Genomic DNA, 22,458 nt, shown 5'->3' on the forward strand with positions numbered 1-22,458 from the left:
CACGCGGGCCGGGTCCGGCCGCCCCAACCGCGGCCGGACCCGGGTCTGCGGGACCGATCAGCCGTTCTTCTGCTTGAACCGCTCGTAGGCGCTGTTGACCAGCTCCATGTACTGGTTCATGCCCTTGGCCTCCAGCTCCTTGACGTAGGCGTCCCACTCGGCGATGTCGCGGTTGCCGAGGATGAACTGGAGCGTGCCCTGGGTGGCGGCGTCCTTGAGCGGGGTCTCCCACAGGGTGGCCTGCTCGCGCTCGTCCGCGGTGAACGGGTGCGGCGGGGGCAGCGGGTTGACCTTCTTCTGCTTCATCGCGTCCTGGAAGGTGACCTCCTCGGGCGTGAACATCGACTGGAGCAGCTCGGTCTTGCCGCCGTAGGCGAACACGCCGCCGTGGAAGCCGTAGTTCTTCTGGAGGTGCTGCGGCGCGCCGGTGTTGAGGCCGCCGAAGGTGATCTCCGGCTTGAGGGTGCGCTTGCCCGAGGCGTCCTTGTCGTAGGTCGTGCCGGCCACGCCCCACTTGGCGAACTCCTGGCCCTCGTCGGAGTACCAGAGCCAGTCGACGAACTGCACCATCGCCACGAACTTGTCGCTCTCCAGCGCCTTGGCCGAGATCATCAGGCCGTTCTCCAGGCGCGTGCCGGACACCACGTCACCCTCGGGCCCGCCGGGCACGGTGATCTTGGCGATGGTCGCGCCGGGGATGTTCTTCAGCGCCGGGCGGTAGTCGTTGACCAGGTTCTGGGCGTTGGTGCTGATCGCGTAGGACTTGCCGTTGGCCAGCTTCTGGATGGCCGGCTCGTCCTTCTGCGTGAAGCTCTCCGGGTCCATCAGGCCCTCGGCGACGAGCTTGCGGAAGTACTCGACCATCCGCTTCTGCTCGGCGGAGGCGCCGGTGAACACGAACTTGTTCTGGTCGGCGTTCCACTGGGTGTTGGACCAGCCCCAGCCGCCGCTGGTGCCGAAGGTGCCCGCGGCGTAGTTGAGGATCGCCTTGCCCTCGAAGCGGTCCGACAGCGGGTAGCTGTCCGGGTGCGCGGCCTTGATCGCCTTGAGGACGGTGTAGACCTCGTCCCAGGTCTTCGGCGCGCTCAGGCCCAGGCGTTGCAGCTCGTCGGTGCGGAACGCCAGGGTGTAGTCCGGCCACAGGTTCTCGTGCATGCCGGGCAGCACGTAGAACTTGCCGTCCTCCTGGCGCAGCGTGTTCAGCTCCGGCTGGAGCTTCCACTTCTCGACCTTCTCCTTGAAGTTCGGCATCAGGTCGAGGTAGTCGCTCACCGGCACGATCGCGCCCGAGGCCACGAACGCCTGCTCCTGACCCGGGTAGGTCTTGGAGATGATCCACGGCGCGTCGCCCGCGCCGACCACCAGGCTGCGCTTCTGCTCGTAGTCGCTGTTCGGCACGACCGTCGGTTTGATCGTGACGTTCGTGCGCTCCTTGAGCTCCATGAAGAACAGCCAGTCGTCCTTGATCGGGTAGTTCGGGTGGTCGTTGTAGAGCAGGCTGAACTCGACCGGCTCGGTGGCCTTGAACTGCTTGCCCACCCCGTAGTCGGCCATCGAGGCGACCTTCTTGCCGTCGAGGTTGACCCCGCCGGCGGCGGGCTCCTCCTCACCGCACGCCGCGGAGCCCAGCACGAGGCCGCCCGCCGTCAGCGTCAGAAGCACGCGCTTCCACATCGTTCTCATCGTGCCGCTCTCCTCGGTGGGGTCACTGCTTCACCGCGCCGAGCATCACGCCCGACACGAAGTACTTCTGGATGAACGGGTAGACGGTGACGATGGGCAGCACGGTGAGCACCATCGTGACGGCCTTGATGTTGGAGTTGACCTGCGTCATGTCCGTGCCCATGCCGCTGCCGCCGATGGAGGTGGCCGTGGACGCGCCCGAGATCATGTTGCGCAGGTAGACGGTGACCGGGAACAGGTCGGCCCGGTCGAAGTACAGGAACGCGCTGAACCACGAGTTCCAGTTGGCGACCGCGTAGAACAGCACCATCGTCGCGATGACCGCCTTGGACAGCGGCAGCACGATCTTGAGCAGGATGCCGTAGGTGTTCATGCCGTCGATCGCGGCGGCCTCCTCCAGCTCCTTGGGCAGGCTCTCGAAGAACGCCTTCATCACCAGCAGGTTGAACACGCTGATCGCGTTGGGCAGCACGATCGCCCAGATCGTGTTCTTCATGCCCAGCTCGTTGATCAGCACGTAGTTCGGGATCAGGCCGCCGTTGAAGAACATGGTGAACACGGCGACGCCGATCAGCAGGCCGCGGCCCTTGAGGTGGTGCTTGGACAGCACGTAGGCGTAGGTGGTGGTCAGCACCAGGGAGATCGCGGTCGCGGTCACCGTGTAGACCACGGTGTTGAGGTAGCTGTTCCAGAACGCCGGGTCGCCCATGACGACCGCGTAGGTGTCGGTGTTGAAGCCGCGCGGCCAGAAGTTCACCCGGCCCGCCAGGATGTACTGCTCGCCGCTGAACGACTGCGCCACGATGTTGAGGAACGGGTACAGCGTCACCAGCACCACGACCAGCAGCACGGCGGTGTTGACGCGGCGGAAGGCGCGGTAGCCGCGGGTGTCGTCGAGCGAGGTGCGGCGCGGGCCGGCGGGCCTGGCCATGCGCTCGGCGAGCCGGGTCGGGTCGGTGGTCACCACAGGCTCGTCCCCACTGCTCGGCGCGAGATCGCGTTGGCGGACAGGATCAGGGCCAGGCCGATGACCGACTCGAACAGGCCGATGGCGGCGGCGTAGCTGAAGTTGTTCGACACCAGGCCGACCCGGTACAGGTAGGTGGAGATGACGTCCGCGGTCGGGTAGGTCAGCGGGTTGTAGAGCAGCAGGACCTTCTCGAAGCCCACCGCCATGAACGTGCCGATGTTGAGGATCAGCAGGGTGACCATGGTGGGGCGGATGCCCGGCAGGGTGATGTGCCAGGTCTGCTTCCACCGGCCCGCGCCGTCGATCCGGGCGGCCTCGTAGAGCTGGGCGTCGATGGTGGTCAGCGCGGCGAGGTAGAGGATCGTGCCCCAGCCGACGGTCTGCCACACCTCGGAGGAGACGTAGATGGTGCGGAACCAGCCGGCGTCCTGGGCGAAGGCGATCGGGTCGCCGCCGAAGGCCCGGACGACCTGGTTGACCGTGCCCTCCACGGAGACCAGCTGGAGCACCATGCCCGCCACGATCACGATGGACAAGAAGTGCGGCAGGTAGGAGACCGTCTGGACGAACCGCTTGAAGTAGCGGGTGCGGACCTCGTTGAGCAGCAGCGCCAGCACGATCGGCAGCGGGAAGCAGAACAGCAGGGTCAGCGCCCCGATGATCATCGTGTTCCCGAAGACCTGCCAGAAGGTGGGGTCGTTGAGGAACATCTTGACGTAGCGCAGGCCGACCCAGGTCTCGCCGAAGATGTCACCGCCGGGCACGAACCGGCGGAACGCGATGACGTTGCCGACCATCGGCAGGTACCGGAACACCAGGAAGAACAGCAGCGGCAGCAGGGCCAGCGTGTAGAGCTGCCAGTCGCGGCGCAGCGCCCGCCGCCAGGGCGTCCGCCTGGTGCGCGTGCGCGCCCCGGGCGGTGTGCCGACCGGTTGCTCCGCGGTGGACACCGGTTCGCGAACCTGGGTGGTCATGGGCCCACCTCCTTCACGGTCGTGGTGGTCAGCCGGTCGCGGGTGTGGTCGACCACCCGCGGCGGGCCGACGAGGTCGAGCGCCACCTCATCGTGCACGTCGGCGCTCGACCTGGACACGAGCAACCGCACCATTCCCGGTTCGACCACGCGGCGCCCGTCCCGGCCGGTGAACGACGTGACGTCGGCGGGCACGCGGAAGCGGACGCGGGCCGTGGCGCCCGGTTCGAGCGCCACCCGCGCGTAGCCGACCAGCCGCACCACCGGGCGGGTCACCTGGGCGACCGGGTCGTTGAGGTACAGCTGCACCACGTCGGCGCCCGGCCGGGAGCCGGGGTTGTGCACGTCCAGCTCCAGCTCGACCGCGCCGTCCGTGGGCCACTCGGTGCCGGAGGCGGTCGGCGTCGACCAGGTGAACGCGTCGTAGCCCAGGCCGTGGCCGAACGGGAACGCGGGCGTCGGGTCGACGTCGGACACCGACGTCCGCCTGCCCAGCGGGGCCGACAGGTAGGTGCCCGGCTGGCCCGCCGGGTCGGCCGGGACGCTCACCGGCAGCCGCCCGGAGGGGGAGACCGCGCCGGTCAGCACGTCGGCGATCGCGCGGCCGCCGAGCTGGCCGGGGAAGAAGCACTGCACGGTGGCGGCGGCGCGGGCGGCCAGCCTGCCGATCGCGTAGGGCCGACCGGTGATCAGCAGCAGCACCACGGGCGTGCCGGTGTCGAGCACCGCGCGCACCAGGTCCTCCTGCGGGCCGGGCAGCCGCAGTTCGGTGGCGTCGCAGCCCTCGCCGGAGGTGCCGCGGCCGAACAGGCCGGCCAGGTCGCCGACGACCACCACGCACACGTCCGCGTCCGCCGCGGCGCCCGCGGCCGCCGGATCGACTTCGCCGTCCCGAACCTCGCAGCCGCGCACGTGGGTGACGTCGCCGTCGTGGCCGTCGCGCAGGGCGTCGAGCACGGTCGGGACGTCGAGCCCCAGCGGCACGTCCGGGTGGTGCACGCCGATGTGCGCGGGGAAGGAGTAGCAGCCGAGCATCGCCATCGGGTCGTCGGCCAGCGGGCCGACCACGGCGACCCGGGCGCCCGGCCGCAGCGGCAGGGTGCCGTCGTTGTCCAGCAGCACCGCGGACTCCCGCGCGAGCCGCAGCGCCACGTCCCGCGCCTCGGGGGTGTCCAGCCGCAGGTCGTCGACGTCGGCCGGCAGCGGCGACCAGTCGGGGTCGAGCAGGCCCAGTTCCACCTTCTGCGCCAGCACGCGGCGCAGCGCGCGGTCCACCAGCTCCTCGGGCACGTCACCGCGCTCGACCGCGCCGCGCAGCGGTTCGCCGTAGCAGCGCACCGTGGGCAGCTCCACGTCCACGCCCGCGGCCAGCGCGAGCCCGGCGGCGTGCGCCTCGTCGGCGGCGACCCCGTGCAGGGTCTCCAGGAACTTGACCGCGAAGTAGTCGGCGACCAGCGTGCCGGTGAAGCCCCAGGTGTCGCGCAGCAGCCGGGTGAGCAGGTCCTCGTCGGCGGCCGAGGGCACGCCGTCGACCTCGCTGTAGGAGTGCATGACCGAGCGGGCGCCGCCGTCGAGCACGGCCATCTCGAACGGGGGCAGGACGACGTCGGCGAACTCGCGCGGGCCGATGGCCACCGGGGCGAGGTTGCGGCCGGCGCGGGAGGCCGAGTAGCCGGCGAAGTGCTTCAGGGTGGCCACGACCCCGGCGTCCTGGAGCCCGCGCACGTAGGCCGTGCCGACCGTGCCGACCAGGTAGGGGTCCTCGCCGATGGTCTCCTCGGTGCGGCCCCACCGGTAGTCGCGGGTGACGTCGAGGACCGGCGCCAGGCCCTGGTGCACGCCCGCGGCGCGCATCGACGCGCCGATCAGCCGCGCCATCTCGGCGACCAGCCCGGGGTCGAAGCTCGCTCCCCAGGACAGCGGTGCCGGCTGGGCGGTGGCGCCCCAGGCGGCGAACCCGGTCAGGCACTCCTCGTGCACCAGCGCCGGGATGCCGAACCGGTTGGCGGCCACGACCTGCCGCTGGGCCTGGGCCAGCGAGCGGGCCCCGGCCCGCGCGTCCACCGGTCGGGTGCCGAACGGACGGGTGAGCTGGCCCAGGCCGTGCGCGATCGCGTCCTCCCAGGCGGGGGCGGCGCCGGACATCTCCGACTGGTGGGGCGCGACGTCGCCGCCCTCCGGGTCGGCGCCGACCCAGAGGCCGACCAGCTGGGCCAGCTTCTCCGGCAGCGCCATGGCGGCGACGAGCGCGTCGACCCGCTCGGCCACCGGTCGGCGCGCGTCGCGCCACACCGGCGCGGTCTCCGTCGTCCTGTTCGCCATCGAGCAGGTTCCTCCGCTTCACGTCCTCGTGAAGACCGAAAGTATCGGCTTGTAAACCGACATTACGGCCCGGTGGGGAGAACGTAGGGGGTAACCGATTGGAGCGTCAACAAGTTCGTATTTGTGAACAGCGGCTGTTCAAGAGGGGTAAGAACCTTTACGCTTTGAAACCGAAACTTTAGCCCCAGCGCCGCTGCTGCTCGGGCAACGTCGCGAACAGGGGCCTGCATGAGCGCGTCCACCGAGCCCGAAGCCGTCGGCACGACCGACGGCCGGGCCGCCTCCATCTCGTCCATCGCCGCCGAGGCGGGCGTGTCCATCCCGACGGTGTCGAAGGTGCTCAACGGGCGCCCGGACGTCGCGGCCGACACCCGCGCGCGCGTGGAGAGCGTCATCGAGCGGCACCGGTACCAGCGGCGGCGAGCCCGCCAGTCGTCCCGGCCCGCGCTGATCGACCTGGTCTTCCACGAGATGCACTCGGCGTGGTCGACCGAGATCATCCGGGGCGTGGAGCAGGCCGCCGCGGCCGAGCGGGCGGCCGTGGTGCTCTCCGAGCTCGGCGGCGCGCACCGGCCGCGCCAGGAGTGGTTCGACGACCTGCTCACCCGCCGCCCGCTCGGCGTGATCCTGGTGCTGGCCGAGCTGGACGAGGGGCAGCGCCACCAGCTCGCCACGCGCAACATCCCGTTCGTCGTGGTCGACACCGCCGGTGAGCAGCCGCCGGGCGTGCCGGTCGTGGGCTCGGCCAACTGGGCGGGCGGCCTGGCCGCCACCCGGCACCTGCTCGGCCTCGGCCACCGGCGCATCGCGGTGATCTCCGGCCCCACCACCATGCTGTGCAGCCGCGCCCGCGTCGACGGCTTCCGCAGCGCGCTGGACGCCGAAGGCGTCGTCGTGGAGCCGGACTTCGTGCGCTACGGCAACTTCTTCGTCGACGGCGGCTACGCGCACGGCCTGGCGCTGCTCGACCGCCCGGACCGGCCCACCGCCATCTTCGCGGGCTCCGACTTCCAGGCGCTGGGGGTGATGCGCGCGGCGCGGGAGCTGGGCCTGTCCATCCCCGGCGACCTGTCGATCGTGGGCTACGACGACGTCCAGGTCACCGAGTGGATCGGCCCGCCGCTGACCACCGTCCGCCAGCCGCTGCGGGAGATGGCGACCACCGCCGCGCAGATGGTGTTCACGCTGGCGCGCGGCGAGCGCCCGCGCAACGAGCGGATCGACCTGGCGACCGAACTGGTGGTGCGCCAGAGCACCGCTCCGCCGAAGTGGTGAACCCCGGAGCGGGGAACACCGGAGTGGCGAGGACCGGAGTGGCGAGGACCGGAGTGGCGAGGACCGAAGTGGTGAACCCCGGAGCGGGGAACATCGAAGTGGTGAGGACCGAAGTGGTGGAAACCGAGTGGTGAACCCAGGAACGGGGAACACCGGAGCGTCGAGGACCGGGGGACCATGGGCCTGTTCGACCTGCCGCTGACCGAGCTGCGCCGGTACCGGCCGGAGGTCCGCGAACCCGCCGACTTCGACCGGTTCTGGGCCGACACCCTGGCCGCGGCGCGCCGGCACGCACCGCTGGTCGCGGTCGAGCCGGTGAAGACGCAGCTGACCTTGCTGGAGACCGCGGACGTCACCTTCGCCGGGTTCGACGGCCACCCGGTGCGCGCCTGGTACACCCGCCCCGCCGACCGCGCGGGCCAGGCGCTGCCCGTCGTGGTGGAGTACCTGGGTTACGGCCGCGGGCGCGGGCTGCCGCACGAGCGCCTGGTGTGGTCGTGCGCCGGGTACGCCCACCTGCTCATGGACACCAGGGGCCAGGGCGCCCAGTACGGCAACGGCGGGCACACCCCCGACCCCGTCGGCTCCCCGCCCGCCGCGCCCGGCTTCCTGACCCGGGGCGTCGAGGACCCGGAGCAGGCGTACCTGCGCCGCCTGTTCACCGACGCCGCGCGAGCCGTCGACGCCGCCGCCGCACTGCCGGACGTGGACGCCGGGCGGATCGCGGTCGTCGGCAACAGCCAGGGCGGCGGCCTGGCCATCGCCGCGGCGGGCCTCAACGACGCGGTGCGGGTGCTGCTGTCCAGCGCGGCGCTGTTCTGCCACTACGAGCGCAGCGTCGCCATCACCGACACCCACCCGTACGCCGAGGTCGTGCAGTACCTGTCGGTGCACCGCGAGGCCGAGGAGCGGGTGCTGGCGGGCCTGTCGTACTTCGACGGGGTGAACCTGGCCCGCCGCGCCCGCGCGTCCGCCCACTTCGGCGCGGGCCTGCGCGACCGGACCTGCCCGCCCTCGGGGATCTTCGCCGCGTTCAACCACCTGCCCAACCCCGACAAGGACATCGAGGTCTACCCGTACAACGGCCACGAGGGCGGCGAGGCCCTGCACACCGCCCGCCAGCTCTCCTTCCTGCGGGCCCGGCTGGGCTGAGCGACGCTGTCGGGGTGGAGCGGACACCCGACGGCCGGTACGTGGTGGTCAACGGCAGGCGCTGGCGCGCCACCGACCCGCGGCTCCCGGAGGAGGTGGCGGCGCGGCTGCGGCGGGCCCTGATGGCGGCCCGCCGCGACGTCGGCGCGGCGCTGCGGTCCGGCGACGCCGAAGCGGAGGCGGCGGCCCGCCGGCGCGTGCACGCCGCGAAGGTGGCCCTGGGGGAGCGGGGCACGCCGTGGTGGGAGCAGGGCGCCGAGGAGCGCCGGGAGCGGTGGGAGGCCGGGTTGGCGGAGCTGGACGCCTGAACCCCGGCGGCGGAGCCGTGCCCGCCGACCGGCGCCCGCTGCCCCGATGTGCTCCGCTGCCCGGGTGCGACCGGGGAATTGGCCTGTCCGCACCGACCCGATCGTCCACCGGCACCCTTACCCGGGCCGCGCGGGGGTCCTAGCGTCGAGGAGGACGAGGGGGCTCCGGCACGTTCCAACGCTCCGCCGCCGTGTGCGGCGCCTTCCGCGCAACCGGACCGGGAGGTACGAGTGCCGAGTACGAAACTCTTGCGCCGCAACGGGATCGTGGCGGCGGTGGCGTTATTGGCGGTGAGCGGCGCGGTGCCCGCGTCGGCGGTGCCCGAGGCCGCCGCGGGGGCGGTCCCCGCCGGACCCGCCGCCGGTTCGACCACCGTCACGCTGATCACCGGCGACCGGGTCGTGGTCAGCGGCGGGGAAGTCGTGTCGATCACCCCCGGTCCCGACCGCGCGGGCGTGTTCTTCCACCGCTTCCGGGACGCCGGCCGCGAGCACGTCGTCCCCTCCGACGCCCTGCCCGCGATGGACTCCGGCAGGCTCGACCGCCGCCTGTTCGACGTCACCGGCCTGGTCGAGGCCGGCTACGACGACGCGCACCGCGACACCGTGCCGCTGCTGGTCACCGGCGGCGGGGGCGGGGAGCTGCGCGCCGCCCGCGCCCTGCCCGCCCTCGGCACCGTCGCCGGGCAGGTGGCCAAACCCGAGGCCGCCGCGACGTTCCGCGCGCTGCTGGCCGACCCCGGCGTGGAGAAGGTCTGGCTGGACGGGGTGCGGCAGCTGAGCCTGGACCGCAGCACCGCGCAGATCGGCGCGCCCGCCGCCTGGCAGGCCGGCCTGACCGGCGAGGGCGTCGTGGTGGCCGTGCTGGACACCGGCGTCGACGGCGAGCACCCCGACCTGGCCGGGCGGGAGCTGGCCGAGGCCAACTTCACCGAGGCGCCGGACAACACCGACACCGTCGGCCACGGCACCCACGTCGCCGCGACCATCGCGAGCAACGGCGCGAAGTACCGGGGCGTGGCACCGGGCGCGCGGCTGCTGGACGGCAAGGTCTGCGCCACCAGCAGCTGCGCCGAGTCTTCGGTCCTGGCGGGCATGCAGTGGGCCGTCGACCAGGGCGCCGACATCGTCAACCTCAGCCTGGGCGGCACCGACACCCCCGCGATCGACCCCCTGGAGCAGGCCGTCGACGAGCTGTCGGCCAAGACCGGGACGCTGTTCGTGGTCGCCGCGGGCAACTCCGGCCGGCCCGGCACGATCGGCTCGCCCGGCAGCGCCGACGCCGCGCTGACCGTGGGCGCGGTGGACCGCCGGGACGGCCTGGCGCCGTTCTCCAGCCGCGGGCCCCGCGCCGGCGACGGCGGGATCAAGCCCGACGTGACCGCGCCCGGCGTGGACATCGTGGCCGCCAAGGCCGCGAAGGGCACCCTCGGCGACCCGGTCGACGACGGCCACGTGGCCATGTCCGGCACCTCGATGGCCACCCCGCACGTCGCCGGCGCGGCCGCGCTGCTGGCCCAGCGGCACCCGGACTGGACCGGCGCGCGGCTCAAGGCCCTGCTGACCTCCTCGGCCCGCCCCAACCCCGAGCTGGACCCGTACGAGCAGGGCATGGGCCGGATCGACGTGGCCGCCGCGCTCGCGCAGACCGCCACGGTCGAACCCGCGAGCCTGGCGTTCGGCACCCAGCGGTGGCCGCACGACGACGACACCCCCGTCACCCGCGAGCTGGTCTACCGCAACACCGGCACCGCGCCGCTGGTGCTGCGCGTCACCACCGAGGCCACCGGGCCGGACGGCGAGCCCGCCCCGGCGGGCCTGCTCACCGCCTCGCCCGCCGAGGTCACCGTGCCCGCTGGCGGGCAGGCGGCGGTGCGCGTCACCGCCAACACCCGCGTCGGCCGGGACGGCGACTACGCGGGCTCGGTGGTCGCCTCCGCCGGCCCGACGGCGCTGCGCACGCCGGTGACCGCGGGCCGCGAGGTCGAGAGCTACGACGTCACCTTCGCGCACCTCGACGGCGACGGGCAGCCCGTCGAGTACGGCACCCGCCTGTTCGACCTCGCCACCGGCCGGGAGCGGTCCGTGCCCAGCGGCGTCACCCGGCTGCCCGCGGGCGAGTACTTCGCGGCCGCGACCATCGGCGTCGGCAACGGCATCGCCCCGCTCTACCAACCGGTCTTCGAGGTCGACGCGGACGCGGTGGTCACCATGGACGCCAGGCTGGCCAAGCCGGTCCGGGTCACCGCGCCCGACCCGAACGCCCTGGCCATGCTCGCCGAGGTCACCGGGCGGCGCGTCCACGGGGGCGTCACCACCGGCTGGGGCGTCGGGGTGATCTTCGGCGGCTTCGACGACGTCCCGATGTCCGTCGGGCACCTCGGCCCGGAGCTGCCGCCCGACCGGTTCGCCACCAAGGTGTCCGCGGAGTTCGCCACCGAACCGGTCACCGACCCGCGGGTGCGCTACCGGTTCGCCTGGGGCTCGACCGGCCGGGCGCACACCGGCCTGGAACGCGCGCCGGCGAAGTCCGAGCTGGCCGAGGTCCGCACCACCACCGGCCCGCTCCCGGCGGGGAGGGTGATGGCGCTGGGCGGCGAGTCCGAGGCGGCGGGCATCGACGGGCTGGTCTGGTCGCAGACCGCCGGGGCGTCCGGCGCGTTCGTCGACTACGTCAACACCGAGGACGTCCGGTGGACCTGGCACGCCTCGCAGATCCGGTCGGAGCCCCTCGGGTTCGAGGCGGAGCTGGCGAGCGCGGCGCGCACCTACCGCCCGGGGCGCGTGTACCGGGAGAGCTTCAACCACCCGGTCTTCGGCCCGGCCCTGCGCGGTCCGGGTGCGCTGAGCCGGGTGGGCGACCGGATCAACGTCGACCTGGACCTGTTCGGCGACGGCGCGGGCAACGCGGGCGCGTCGCGCACCACGTCGGCGCGCACGGCCCTGTTCCGCGGCGGTCGCCTGGTCGGGGAGACCGCGGACCCGGGCGCCGGCACGTTCGACGTGCCCGCGACCGCGGGTGCCTACCGGCTGGAGGTCGGGGCGACCCGGGACGTGTCCGACTTCGGCACCGGGGTGAGCGGCAGCTGGACGTTCCGCTCGGCCGCCGGCGACCGGACCCTGCCGCTGACCGTGGTCCGGTTCGCGCCCCGGCTGGACGCCACCGGCTCGGCGTCCGCGGGCCGGCTGCTGCCCGTGCCGCTGGTGCCGGGGCAGCAGGTGGGGGCGGCCTTGCGGGGCGTGCGGGTGGAGGCGTCCTTCGACGACGGCAGGACCTGGACCCGCGTCCCGGTCGCCGGCCGCACCGCGCTGGTGCGCAACCCCGGCACGCCGGGTGCGTTCGCCTCGCTGCGGGTGGAGGGCGCGGACGTGCGCGGCAACACGTTCCGGCAGACCGTGGTCCACGCCTACCGGATCAGGTGAGCCGAGGTCGCCGCCCGCTCACGGCAGCGGGCGGCGACCGGCGAACCCGAGGTCCGCGCGGTGGTACCAGGTCAGGCCCTCGTCGCCTTCGAGCCAGCACAGCAGCACGGGGACGCCGTCCAGCTCGGCGGGGAAGTCGACCAGGAGGGGCGCGAAGCCCTTCAGCTCGGCGCCGGTGGCCTGGACCGAGGACATCAGGTCGTCCAGCCGCGCCTGGGCGGCCTTGAACTCGGGGAGGCCGCCGAGGTCGGTGGGCGGGCCGCCGTCCTGGAGGGACGCGGCCAGCTCGGCGGCGTCGGCCCGGAGCACGACGATCTCGGCCAGCACCGGCCGCAGCCTCGCCAGCTCGTCCCGCGCCTCCGGCACGCTGAACAGGCTCACCCGGTCAGCCTACTGCGGGCGGGACCCCCGCCTGCTTCACCGCCGCGCCCTGCCGCGTCGCCTTCCCCGGTGCCCCACCCCGGCCACCCACCTCCAAGCCCCCCACCAGCGGGTAAGCTGTTCCCGGCCGGCCGCCGCCGGTCTCCCGAGCCGGGGTCGGCGCCGACCCGAGCACCACCAGAGCGCGCGCCGAGGCGTGCCCGAGCACGACAGGTCCCCCCTTGCCCCGTGTATCACCCACCGCGCTGGCGCGCGGCCTCAAGCTCTCCCCGAAGACCCTGCGCACCGAAGTGCTCGCCGGCCTGGTGGTGGCCCTCGCGCTGATCCCCGAGTCCATCTCGTTCTCGGTCATCGTGGGGGTCGACCCGGCGGTCGGCCTGTTCGCCTCGGTCACCATGGCGGTGGTGATCTCGGTCGTCGGCGGCCGCCCGGCGATGATCTCCGCGGCGACCGGCGCCGTGGCCCTGGTCATCGCCCCGGTCCACCGCGAGTACGGCATGGACCACCTGCTCGCCACCGTCGTCCTGGCCGGCGTCTTCCAGGTCCTGCTCGGCGGGCTGGGCGTGGCGCGGCTGATGCGGTTCGTCCCGCGCTCGGTGATGGTGGGCTTCGTCAACTCCCTGGCCATCCTGGTCTTCCTGGCCCAGGTGCCCGAGGTGCGCGACGTGCCGTGGGCGGTCTACCCGCTGCTGCTGGGCGGCCTCGTGCTGATGGTGCTCCTCCCGCGCCTGAGCACCGTCGTCCCGGCCCCGCTGGTCTCGATCGCCGTGCTGACCGCCGTCACCGTGGGCGCCGGGATCGCCGTGCCCACCGTGGGCGACCGGGGCGAGCTGCCGTCGTCGCTGCCGGTGCCCGGGGTGCCGGACGTGCCGCTCACGGCGGCCACGCTGGGCACCATCGCGCCCTACGCGCTGGCCATGGCGCTGGTCGGGCTGGTCGAGTCGCTGATGACCGCCAAGCTGGTCGACGACATCACCGACACCCGCTCGAACAAGACCCGCGAGTCGATCGGGCAGGGCGTGGCCAACGTCGTCACGGGCTTGTTCGGCGGCATGGGCGGCTGCGCGATGATCGGCCAGACCATGGTCAACGTGAAGGTCTCCGGCGCCCGCACCCGGCTGTCGACGTTCCTGGCCGGCGCGTTCCTGATGGTGCTGTGCGTGGTGTTCGGCCCGGTCGTGTCCGACATCCCGATGGCCGCCCTGGTGGCGGTGATGGTGATGGTGTCCGTCGGCACCTTCGACTGGCGCTCGGTCGCGCCCTCGACGCTGCGGCGGATGCCCGCCGGCGAGACGGCCGTGATGGTCGTCACCGTGGTCTGCGTGGTGGCCACGCACAACCTCGCGATCGGCGTGGTGGTCGGCACGCTCGCGGCCACGGCGGTCTTCGCGCGGCGGGTCGCCCGCCGCGCGGGCGTCACCGCGGTCACCGAGCCCGACGGCGGCACCGTCGTCTACTCGGTGACCGGCGACCTGTTCTTCGCCTCCGCCGACGACCTGGTCGCCCGCTTCGACTACGCGGGCGACCCGGACCGGGTCGTGGTCGACCTGTCCGGGGCCCGCGTCTGGGACGCCTCGTCGGTGGCCGCGCTGGACGCGGTCGAGCAGCGGTACCGCCGCCGGGGCAAGACCGTGGAGATCACCGGTTTCGACGAGTCGAGCGCGGCCGTCCACCGCGCCCTCAGCGAGAGCCGCTGACGTCCCCGCCGCGGGTGTGAGATGGTGCCGTGGAAGGCCGAACGAGGGGGAATCCGGTGGTCGAGGGTGGCCGGGTGGCCGGGCTGTACGTCTACCCGATCAAGGGGCTGAGCGCGCAGCCGCTGACGAGCGTGCCGCTGCGGCGGGGCGAGGGCGTGCCGCACGACCGCGCCCTGGCGCTGGCCCGCCCCGGCGGCGCCTACCACCCCGGCCTGCGCCGGGGCCTGCCCAAGACCGAGTTCTACGCCCTGGTCGCCGAGCACCACCTGGCCGGTCTGCGCACCCACCTGGACGTGGGCACCGGCGTGTTCACCGCCGAGGTGGTCGGCCACGAGGTGCTGTCGGTGCGGTTGCCCGACGAGCAGGACGAGCTGCTGCGGTTCTTCGCCCGCGTGCTCGACCTGCCCGACGGCGTCCTGCCGGTGCCCGCCCGCGAGGAGGGCAGGCGCTTCACCGACACCGCGCGCGTCGGCGACCGGCAGATGAACTGGATCTCGCTGCTCAACCTCGCCTCGGTGCGCGACCTGGCCGAGCGCGCCGGCGTCGACGGGCTCGACCCGCGCCGGTTCCGGGCCAACGTGCTGCTCGACGGCCTGCCGCCGTGGGCGGAGGAGGGGCTGGTGGACCGGGAGTTCACCCTGGGCGGGGTGCGCCTGCGCGGCACCAGCCGGACCTGGCGGTGCGCCGCCACCGAGGTGGACCCGGACACCGGGCGCCGCGACCTGCCGGTGGTGCGGATGCTCAACCGGGCCTACGGGCACGAGGTCATGGGCTGCTACGCCGAGGTGCTGTCCGACGGCGTGCTGGAGGTCGGGGGTGAGCTGGTTGCCTGAGCTGCGCCTGGTGGTCGCCGACCGGACCGACCTCACGCCGACCGTCCGCCGGTTCGCGCTGCGCCGCCCCGACGGCGGCCCGCTGCCCGGCTACGAGCCCGGCGCCCACGTCACCCTGACCACCCCGGCCGGGCACCGGCGCAGCTACAGCCTGGTCGAGCCGGGCGGTGAGGCGCCGGGGGAGTACGTGGTGTGCGTGCGGCGCGACCCCGCCGGCCGCGGCGGTTCGGCGAGCATGCACGACGACGTCGTGGTCGGCACCGGGCTGACCGCCACCGGGCCGCGCAACCGCTTCCCGCTGCTGCCCGCCAAGCGCTACCTGTTCATCGCGGGCGGCATCGGGATCACCCCGATCCGGTCCATGGCGACCCGGCTGCGCGCCGAGGGCTGCGCCGACCTCCGGCTGCTCTACCTGACCAGGACGGCGGAGGACGCGCCGTTCCTCGACGAGTTCCCCGACGCCACCGCGCACCACAGCGCCGGCCGCGGCCGGCTGGACCTGTGGCCGCACCTGGCGACCCCGGACGACGACACCCGCGTCTACTGCTGCGGCCCGCTGCCGCTGATCCGCTCCGTGCGGGCGCTGACCGCGCACTGGCGGCCCAGCCGCGTCCACGTCGAGGAGTTCACCGCCCCCGACGGGTACGCCGCGCCGTTCACCGCGGTGTGGGCGCCGACCGGGCGGCGCGTCGACGTGCCCGCGAACCGGTCGCTGCTGTCCGCCCTGCGCGGCGCCGGCGTGGCCGTGGACTCCTCGTGCGAGGCGGGCACGTGCGGCACCTGCCGGCTGGCCGTGCTCGACGGCGGGGTCGAGCACCGGGACGCCGCGCTGACCGACGAGGAGCGGCGCGCGTCGCTGCTCTCGTGCGTGTCCCGGGCCGCGGCGGAGGAGATCACCGTGGGACCGGTGACGGGGTGAGGGAGCACCGCCTGGAGCCGGGGCCGGGCACCGCGGTCGACGTGTTCGACCGCGACGCGCCCGCCGCGCTCACCGTCGACCCCGGTGACGTGGTGGTGGTGCGGTCGCTGGACGCCGCGGGCTTCCTGGAGCGGCCGCGCGACCCGGCCGACCTGCCGCCCAGGATGTTCGCGCGGCGGCGCGGCCACTGCCTGACCGGCCCGGTCGACGTGCGCGGCGCCGAACCCGGCACGGTCCTGGCCGTGCACCTGGAGTCCCTGACGCCGGGCGCCTGGGGCTGGACGGCCACCGCCGTGGCCGAGACCCGGCTGACCCGCAGGCTGGGCGTGGCGGGCGGCCCGTCGGCGTGGCTGCTGTGGGACATCGGTGAGGGGACCGCCACCAACGACCTCGGCCACACCGTGCGCACCGCGCCGTTCCTGGGCGTGCTGGGGCTGCCGCCGGCGGAGCCGGGCGAGCACCGCACCGCGCCGCCGCGCACGGCGGGCGGCGGCAACATCGACTGCCGCGAGCTGGTGGCCGGGTCGACGCTGTACCTGCCGGTCACCGTGCCCGGCGGGCACCTGCTGCTCGGCGACGGGCACGCCGCCCAGGGCGACGGCGAGGTGTGCGGCACCGCCATCGAGTGCCCGATGACGACGCGGGTCCGGCTGGACGTGCGCGCCGACGCGCCCGTGCCCGGCGTGCACGCCGAGACGCCCGCGGGCCGGATCACCTTCGGGTTCCACGAGGACCTGGACGAGGCGATGGGCGACGCGCTGGACGCGATGATCACCTGGGTGGAGGCCCTGCACGGCCTCGACCGGCCCACCGCGCTGGCGCTGGCGAGCCCCGTGGTCCACCTGCGGGTGACGCAGGTGGTCAACGGCACGTGGGGCGTGCACGCGGTCCTGCCGCACGACGCCTTCGTCTGACGCTTCGTCCGGTGCTTTCGTCCGGCGCCTTCGTCCGGTGCTTTCGTCCGGCGCCGGCGTCAGCCCTCGCGGCCGTGGACGGCCCACGCCGGCCCGCCCGGCTCCCGGTTCGCGCCTTTCCGGATGAACGCGATGTTGTGGTAGACGTGCAGCTCGGAGATCGAGTCGTCCGTGCCGCGCGGCGGGCGCGGCGACCCCGGGATGATCTCGCGGTGGTTCAGCCCGTCCACGAGGTCCTTGACCAGGCCGGTGGAGGTGGACCCGCCGGCGAGGTCCGCGCTGCTCCCGCCGAACCGGGGCCAGTAGGCCGTCTGCATGTCCTCGACGACGTACAGCCCGCCCCGGCGCAGGTGCGGGAACAGCACGTCGAACGAGGTCAGCACGTGCGCGTTGACGTGGCTGCCGTCGTCGACCACGACGTCGAACGGGCCGGCCGCGCGGGCGAACCGGTCGAGCGCCGCGGGATCGGACTGGTCCACCTCGGAGACCTCCAGCCGCTGCCCGGACAGCCACGGTTTGTGGTGGACGTCGATGCCGTGCACCACCCCCCTGGGGAAGTAGTGCTTCCACATCCTCAGCGAGGCGCCGCCGACGGCCGGGTCGTCGTACCCGCCCACGCCGATCTCCAGGACCGTCACCACCTCGTGGCGCAGCGGCGCGAAGTGGCGCTCGTAGTGGTCGGTGTAGAAGTGGATGCCCCACTTGTCGGCCCCGTACCTGGTGGCCAGCTCCGACAGCCGCGGCGGGGTGCGCCCGTCCACGGCGGCGACCAGCCGCTCCACCACGGTGAACCAGGCCGGCGGGTGCACGTAGGAGGACAGCTCGTCGGAGTCCCGCAGCCTGATCTCGCGCGTGTGCGCACCGGGCCCGCCGGCGGGCCCGAAGACCAGGCGGACGACCTCGGCCAGGTCCTGGACCACGGTGGCGTCCGGCGCCGTCCCGTCGTCCGGCCCGAACGCCACCCCGTCGGCCGTCGCGGTGACCAGGCGGGCGGTGGTGGTCCCCCCGTGCCGCAGGGCGACGCGGACGACGACCCGGTCGGCCGCGCCCAGGAGCGGCCACGTCGCCCGGAACACCACCTCGTCGACCAGGACGTCGGCGGCCCGCTCCGCCCCGACGTCCCCGATGGCGGCCGCGACCTCGTCGGGCCCGGCCCCGGCGGCCGACACGAGCCGCCGCACGTCACGTGCTCCCGCCACGTCCGTCCTCCCCGGTGCGGTGGTCAGCGGTGCGCGACGACCACGGCGTTGGCGCCCGGACCGCCGAGCCCGCGCACCTCCAGGCCGGTGAACCCGGCCCGGTCGAGCCAGTCAACGTACTCGGACTCGGCGTAGTTCCGGCCGCCCACGGTCTCGACGACCATGTTCAACCCCATGAGGGCGGCTTCCGGGGGACCGGTGCGCCGGTCGTTGAGCACCAGCTCGCACACCAGCAGCACCCCGCCGGGGGCCAGCGCCTCGCGGCACTTGCGCAGCAGCGCCAGGTTGGTGGCCGGGTCCCAGTTGTGCAGCACGCCGCTGACCAGGTGCACGTCGTAGCCCGCGGGCAGGCGCCCGTCGGCCAGGAAGTCCCCGGCCACCGCGTCGACCACGCCGGTCAGCCCCGCCCGCGCCACCCGGTCCTCGGCGATCGGGCACACGTGGGCCAGCTCGTACACCGAAGCGCGCAGCGCCGGGTGGCGGGCGCACAGCTCGATCGGGAACGCGCCCGACCCGCCGCCGACGTCGAGCAGCGCCCGGTGCGGCCGGAAGTCGTACACCCGGGCCAGCTCCCGGGCGGTGTAGCGGGCGGCCACGTGCAGGGCGTCCCAGAAGCCGGCCAGCATGGCGGTGTCCGAGGCGGCGAACGGCGAGTCCTGGACGTCCGGGTCCCAGGTCGTCGGGCGGTCGGTGAGCACCGCGTCGGTCAGCCTGCCCCACCCCGGGTACTCCCGGGTGTCGCAGAACCGGACGAACCCGCCGAAGTAGTCCTCGCGCCCCTCCACCAGGAACCGGTCCGCGACCGCGCTGTTGGCGTACCGCCCGTCCCGCTCCTCCAGCAGGCCGAGGGAGGCGCAGGAGGCGAGGAACATGTCGGCGGCGCGCGGCCCCGTGCCCAGCTCGTCGGCCAGCTCGGCCGCGGTCAGGCCGCCCGCGCGGTCGAGCACCGTGAACAGCCGCAGCTCCACCGCGACCGCCAGCGCCTTGAACCGCCAGAAGCTGGTGGCCAGGCCCATCAGGCCGGTGGGGGTGAGCGCGTCGCCCGCCTCGGCGCTCAGCACTTGCGCGCCCGGGTCGAGATCAGCACGTAGGTGGTGGCCGCGAAGGCGGGGTCGGCCACCACCTCGCGGAAGCGGTGCAGCTCGTCGGTGCCGAGTCCCTCGCGGAGCAGCGCCGCCTCCAGGCGCCGGGACACCACGTGGTGCAGCATCATCGCCGGGCCGCCGCCGCGGCAGGACCGGAAGGCACCCTCCGCGTGGACGTCGGTGGTGCCCGCCCGCGCGAGGCAGGCGTAGACCTCGTGGCCCCACCGGTGGTTCATCCCGCCGGCCGCGACGACCTCCGTGATCGCGGCGACGACCCGGTGGAACAGCTCGGCGTCCGCGGGCGCGGGCGCCTCCAGGACCATCGGCGCGATCACGGTCTCGAACTCGTCGAACAGGACCCAGCCGCCGGGCTTGACCGCGCCGACCACTTCCGCCACCACCTCCTCCCGGTTCTCCAGGTGCCCCAGCACCAGCCGGGAGTGCGCCAGGTCGAACTCGTCCGCGGGCAGCGGCTCGGTGCGGACGTCGTGCCGGAGCACGGTGACGTTGTCGTGCCGGAGCGCGGGCGACGAGGTGAGCAACCCGGTCTCCAGGTCGGTGACGACCACCGACCCGGTGTCGCCCACCAGCTCGCGCAGCCGCGCCGCCACGGTGCCGCCGCCGCCCCCGACCTCCAGGCACCGCCAACCCGGCCGGACGCCGAGCCGGTCCAGCCGGTCGAAGGTGAACGGGTCGAGGGTGTCGGCGAGGTACCGGTGGTGCTCGGCCGCCAGGCCGTCCGCGGCGTCGAAGACGTACTCGGTCACGGGTTCCTCCACTGCGACGGGGGCGGTGCGGTCCGACCGGCCGCGCCGGTCCGGGTGGTGCCGGTCCGGGGTGCCCCGGTGCCGGTGTGCGCGACGGGCTCCTCCGACCACGTCCCGAACGTCATCTCGGCGGTGATGCCGGGCCCGAAGCCCGCGATCAGGCCCCGGTCGCCCGGGGTGCCCGAACCCTCGTCGAAGAGCCTGCCCAGCGCGTCGAGGACGACCGCGCTGGCGATGTTGCCGTAGTCGGCCAGGGTGGCCCGGCTGTGCCGGAACAGGTGCCCGTCCACGCCCAGGTGCAGGGACAGGTCGTCGAGGATGCGCGGCCCGCCGGCGTGCACGACGTAGAAGTCGAGGTCCGACACGTCCCAGCGCAGCTCGCCGGACAGCTCCGCCAGCGCGGGCGCCAGCGCGCCCGTGGTCCGCGGCACCCGCCGGTCGAGCACGAAGTGGAACCCCGTGTCCTCGACCGCGTAGGAGATCCACGACTCGGTGCCCGGCACCAGCCAGGAACCGTTGCGCACCAGGCGTATCCCGGTGCCCCCGGACCCCCGCACCACGGCCGCCGCCACCGCGTCGCCGAACAGGCCGTTGGACAGCAGCGAGCCGACGCCGAGGTCGGTGGGCTGGTAGCACAGCGAGCAGAACTCGCACGACACGACCAGGGCGTTGGCCTCCGGGTACGCCGTGCAGAAGTCGTGGGCGCGGTTGATGGCCGCGCCGCCCGCGGCGCACCCGAGCTGGGCGATGGGCAGCTGCCTGGTGCCCGGCGCGAAGCCCATGGTGTTGATCAGCCACGCGGTCGGCGACGGCATCGAGAACCCGGTGCAGGACACGTAGACGATCAGGTCGATGTCGGCCGGGCCGAGCCCGGCGTTGGCCAGCGCGCGGCGCACCACGCCCGGCACCATCGCCCTGGCCCCGGCGGAGTGCAGCCTGTTCCGCTCGCCGAAACCGGGGTGCCGCAACGCCTCCTCGATCGGCTGGACGAGGTGCCGCTTGCGCACGCCGGTGTTCCGGATCAGGCGCAGCGCCAGCGGGAGGGCGGGGTTGGCCGCGTGCAGGTCGCGGGCCACCTCCAGGGTCTGCTCCAGGGTGATGACGTGCTCGGGCACGGACACGGCGGGTCGGCACAGCGTGGCCACGGCCGGTCGCCCCGTCACCGCGCGCCGGTGGCGGCGGCCGCCAGCTCCGCCAGGAGCGGCACCACCGAGCCGGGTGGCGGCTGCCCGGCGACCTCCTCGGCGACCGCGGTCGCGCGCGCGGCGAACGACGGCCGCTCCACCAGGGCGGTGACCCGGTCCGCGACCGCCGCGGGCGTGAGCCCGTCCACCGCCAGGGCGTCGCCCACGCCCGCCGCGCCGACCTGGGCCGCGTTGGCGAACTGGTCGGCGAAGTGCGGCAGGACGAGCTGGGGGACGCCGCGGGCCAGCGCGGTCATCGTCGTGCCGCCGCCGCCGTGGTGGACGACCGCGGCGCAGCCGGGCAGCACCTGGTCCAGTGGGAACCGCCCGACCGCCACCGCGTTCGGCGGCCTGGCCACCCGGTCCGACAGCCGCTGCCACGCGGCCGGGTCCACGGCCACGACCACCTCGACGGGCAGCGCCGCCAGGCCGTCGAGCACCGCCGACAGGGTGGTCGCGGCCCAGGGGAAGTTCGGCAGGACCGTCCCGAGCGTCACGCAGACGCGCGGCCCGGCGCGCTCGTGCATCCACGCCTCGACGTCCTCCGCGCCGTTGTACGGGACGTAGGCCATGCCCCTGTCGCGCGGGCCGCGGGCGATGTCGAAGCTCGGCGGGCACACGTCCAGGACCAGGGAGGGCGGGGTCCAGGGCACCGGCGCCCCGGCGAGCAGCGCCGACCGGGCGCTCGCGGTGATGCCGGGCGCGATCGGCAGGCCCCAGCGGTGCTCGACCAGCGGGAGGCCGCGGGCGGCGGCGACCACCACGCCCTCGAACGCCGTGGGGTCGGTGACGACGACGTCCGGCCGCCACCACTCCGCCGCCGCGGAGGCGCCGGGCAGCACCGCCCGGGCCAGGCGGGCGAACCCGAGCCCCATCGCGTGGTCACCGATCGCCAGGTCGGCGGGGCCGGCGGGGGAGCGGTCGGCCAGCATCGCCCCGACGATCGTGGCCGCCGGGTGCGACGCGGCGAACGGCAGCCCCGCCCCGACGACCGCGGCGCGGAGGTTCCCGGGTGCGACCACGAGCACCCGGTGCCCGGCCGCGCGCAGCGCCCAGGCCAGCGGGACCACCGGGTAGAGGTGGCTCGGAGCCGGACAGCACGTCACCATCACCCGCATCTGCGACTCCCCCTCGTCGGTCGCCGGGCACCGCCGGCGGCCCGTGCGCGGCCCGCTGGTCGGCCGTCTTCGGACCCTAGCAGTGATACTTAATGAATACATAGCGTTGCTTCGACAGTTGATCAGGATCGTTGGCTTGGTTGGTTCCCTGACCGGCGTGAAGTCATGATACTTCTGATATAGATAGTGATATGGGAGGCTGTGGGGGTTGGTTGTCCTCGACCTCCTCCGAATGGGGCCTGCCATGACTCGCCT

At 74.0% G+C, this 22,458-nt stretch carries 18 protein-coding genes; 8 read left to right on the forward strand and 10 right to left on the reverse strand.

Annotated features, from left to right (window positions below; genetic code table 11):
* Positions 1–57 precede the first annotated feature (57 nt).
* From EKG83_RS13075 to EKG83_RS13090, 4 genes are read right to left on the reverse strand one after another with little or no spacing between them, the layout of a single operon-like run.
* Positions 58–1,683, reverse strand: coding sequence for an ABC transporter substrate-binding protein (locus tag EKG83_RS13075; RefSeq protein WP_153278044.1), 1,626 nt, complete (start codon positions 1,681–1,683; stop codon positions 58–60).
* 22 nt (positions 1,684–1,705) lie between these two features.
* Positions 1,706–2,647, reverse strand: a complete 942-nt coding sequence (locus tag EKG83_RS13080; RefSeq protein WP_228122596.1) for a carbohydrate ABC transporter permease — start codon at positions 2,645–2,647, stop codon at positions 1,706–1,708.
* Positions 2,644–3,627, reverse strand: coding sequence for an ABC transporter permease (locus EKG83_RS13085; protein WP_033430785.1), 984 nt, complete (start codon positions 3,625–3,627; stop codon positions 2,644–2,646). The genes EKG83_RS13080 and EKG83_RS13085 overlap by 4 nt, the downstream gene beginning before the upstream one ends.
* Positions 3,624–5,948 carry a beta-xylosidase/alpha-l-arabinosidase gene (locus EKG83_RS13090; RefSeq protein WP_033430786.1) on the reverse strand — a complete coding sequence of 775 codons (2,325 nt, stop codon included), beginning with the start codon at positions 5,946–5,948 and terminating at the stop codon, positions 3,624–3,626. Before EKG83_RS13090 ends, EKG83_RS13085 begins: the two co-directional genes overlap by 4 nt.
* A 228-nt stretch (positions 5,949–6,176) precedes the next feature.
* On the opposite strand from EKG83_RS13090, the gene EKG83_RS13095 reads away from it, so the two are divergent.
* From EKG83_RS13095 to EKG83_RS13110, 4 genes are all read left to right on the forward strand, one after another.
* Positions 6,177–7,223, forward strand: coding sequence for a LacI family DNA-binding transcriptional regulator (locus tag EKG83_RS13095; RefSeq protein ID WP_033430787.1), 1,047 nt, complete (start codon positions 6,177–6,179; stop codon positions 7,221–7,223).
* A 177-nt stretch (positions 7,224–7,400) separates the two neighbouring features.
* The gene (locus EKG83_RS13100; RefSeq protein WP_033430788.1) at positions 7,401–8,375 is read left to right on the forward strand and encodes an acetylxylan esterase; all 975 of its coding nucleotides are present in this window, start codon (positions 7,401–7,403) and stop codon (positions 8,373–8,375) included.
* A 14-nt stretch (positions 8,376–8,389) separates the two neighbouring features.
* Positions 8,390–8,683 (forward strand): hypothetical protein, encoded by a 294-nt coding sequence (locus EKG83_RS13105; protein WP_228122597.1) that lies wholly within the window; start codon positions 8,390–8,392, stop codon positions 8,681–8,683.
* Positions 8,684–8,914: 231 nt separating this feature from the next.
* The gene (locus EKG83_RS13110) at positions 8,915–12,106 is read left to right on the forward strand and encodes a S8 family peptidase (protein WP_084716341.1); all 3,192 of its coding nucleotides are present in this window, start codon (positions 8,915–8,917) and stop codon (positions 12,104–12,106) included.
* A gap of 18 nt (positions 12,107–12,124) precedes the next feature.
* Here EKG83_RS13110 and EKG83_RS13115 read toward each other — a convergent pair whose 3' ends face one another.
* Positions 12,125–12,487, reverse strand: a complete 363-nt coding sequence (locus tag EKG83_RS13115; protein ID WP_033430789.1) for a DUF2203 domain-containing protein — start codon at positions 12,485–12,487, stop codon at positions 12,125–12,127.
* Between the two features lie 221 nt (positions 12,488–12,708).
* Here EKG83_RS13115 and EKG83_RS13120 point away from each other — a divergent pair, with 221 nt between their 5' ends.
* Genes EKG83_RS13120 through EKG83_RS13135 form a run of 4 tightly spaced genes read left to right on the forward strand, consistent with a single transcriptional unit; the run spans position 12,709 to position 16,850 of the window.
* Entirely contained in the window at positions 12,709–14,184 is a 1,476-nt protein-coding gene (locus EKG83_RS13120; protein ID WP_033430790.1) for a SulP family inorganic anion transporter, read from the forward strand.
* 56 nt (positions 14,185–14,240) lie between these two features.
* On the forward strand, positions 14,241–15,017 hold the full coding sequence (locus tag EKG83_RS13125; protein WP_051765600.1) for an MOSC domain-containing protein: 777 nt from the start codon (positions 14,241–14,243) through the stop codon (positions 15,015–15,017).
* A complete protein-coding gene (locus tag EKG83_RS13130; RefSeq protein WP_051765602.1) occupies positions 15,001–15,936 on the forward strand; it encodes a PDR/VanB family oxidoreductase in 936 nt (311 codons plus the stop codon). The genes EKG83_RS13125 and EKG83_RS13130 overlap by 17 nt, the downstream gene beginning before the upstream one ends.
* Positions 15,933–16,850: an acetamidase/formamidase family protein gene (locus EKG83_RS13135; protein ID WP_033430791.1), complete on the forward strand. Its 918-nt coding sequence runs from the start codon at positions 15,933–15,935 to the stop codon at positions 16,848–16,850. The genes EKG83_RS13130 and EKG83_RS13135 overlap by 4 nt, the downstream gene beginning before the upstream one ends.
* 59 nt (positions 16,851–16,909) lie before the next feature.
* Here the strand turns inward: EKG83_RS13135 and EKG83_RS13140 are convergent, their stop codons facing one another.
* The 5 genes from EKG83_RS13140 to EKG83_RS13160 are packed head-to-tail and all read right to left on the reverse strand — an operon-like array spanning position 16,910 to position 22,203.
* Positions 16,910–18,049 carry a class I SAM-dependent methyltransferase gene (locus tag EKG83_RS13140; protein ID WP_033430792.1) on the reverse strand — a complete coding sequence of 380 codons (1,140 nt, stop codon included), beginning with the start codon at positions 18,047–18,049 and terminating at the stop codon, positions 16,910–16,912.
* A 23-nt stretch (positions 18,050–18,072) separates the two neighbouring features.
* Positions 18,073–19,110, reverse strand: coding sequence for a methyltransferase (locus EKG83_RS13145; protein ID WP_211269074.1), 1,038 nt, complete (start codon positions 19,108–19,110; stop codon positions 18,073–18,075).
* Positions 19,104–19,901: a class I SAM-dependent methyltransferase gene (locus tag EKG83_RS13150; RefSeq protein WP_170191827.1), complete on the reverse strand. Its 798-nt coding sequence runs from the start codon at positions 19,899–19,901 to the stop codon at positions 19,104–19,106. The genes EKG83_RS13145 and EKG83_RS13150 overlap by 7 nt, the downstream gene beginning before the upstream one ends.
* A complete protein-coding gene (locus EKG83_RS13155; protein WP_282916589.1) occupies positions 19,898–21,064 on the reverse strand; it encodes a type III polyketide synthase in 1,167 nt (388 codons plus the stop codon). The genes EKG83_RS13150 and EKG83_RS13155 overlap by 4 nt, the downstream gene beginning before the upstream one ends.
* Positions 21,061–22,203 (reverse strand): nucleotide disphospho-sugar-binding domain-containing protein, encoded by a 1,143-nt coding sequence (locus tag EKG83_RS13160; protein ID WP_194283012.1) that lies wholly within the window; start codon positions 22,201–22,203, stop codon positions 21,061–21,063. The genes EKG83_RS13155 and EKG83_RS13160 overlap by 4 nt, the downstream gene beginning before the upstream one ends.
* Positions 22,204–22,458: the final 255 nt, after the last annotated feature.

The organism is Saccharothrix syringae, assembly GCF_009498035.1.
GTDB classification, from domain to species: domain Bacteria; phylum Actinomycetota; class Actinomycetes; order Mycobacteriales; family Pseudonocardiaceae; genus Actinosynnema; species Actinosynnema syringae.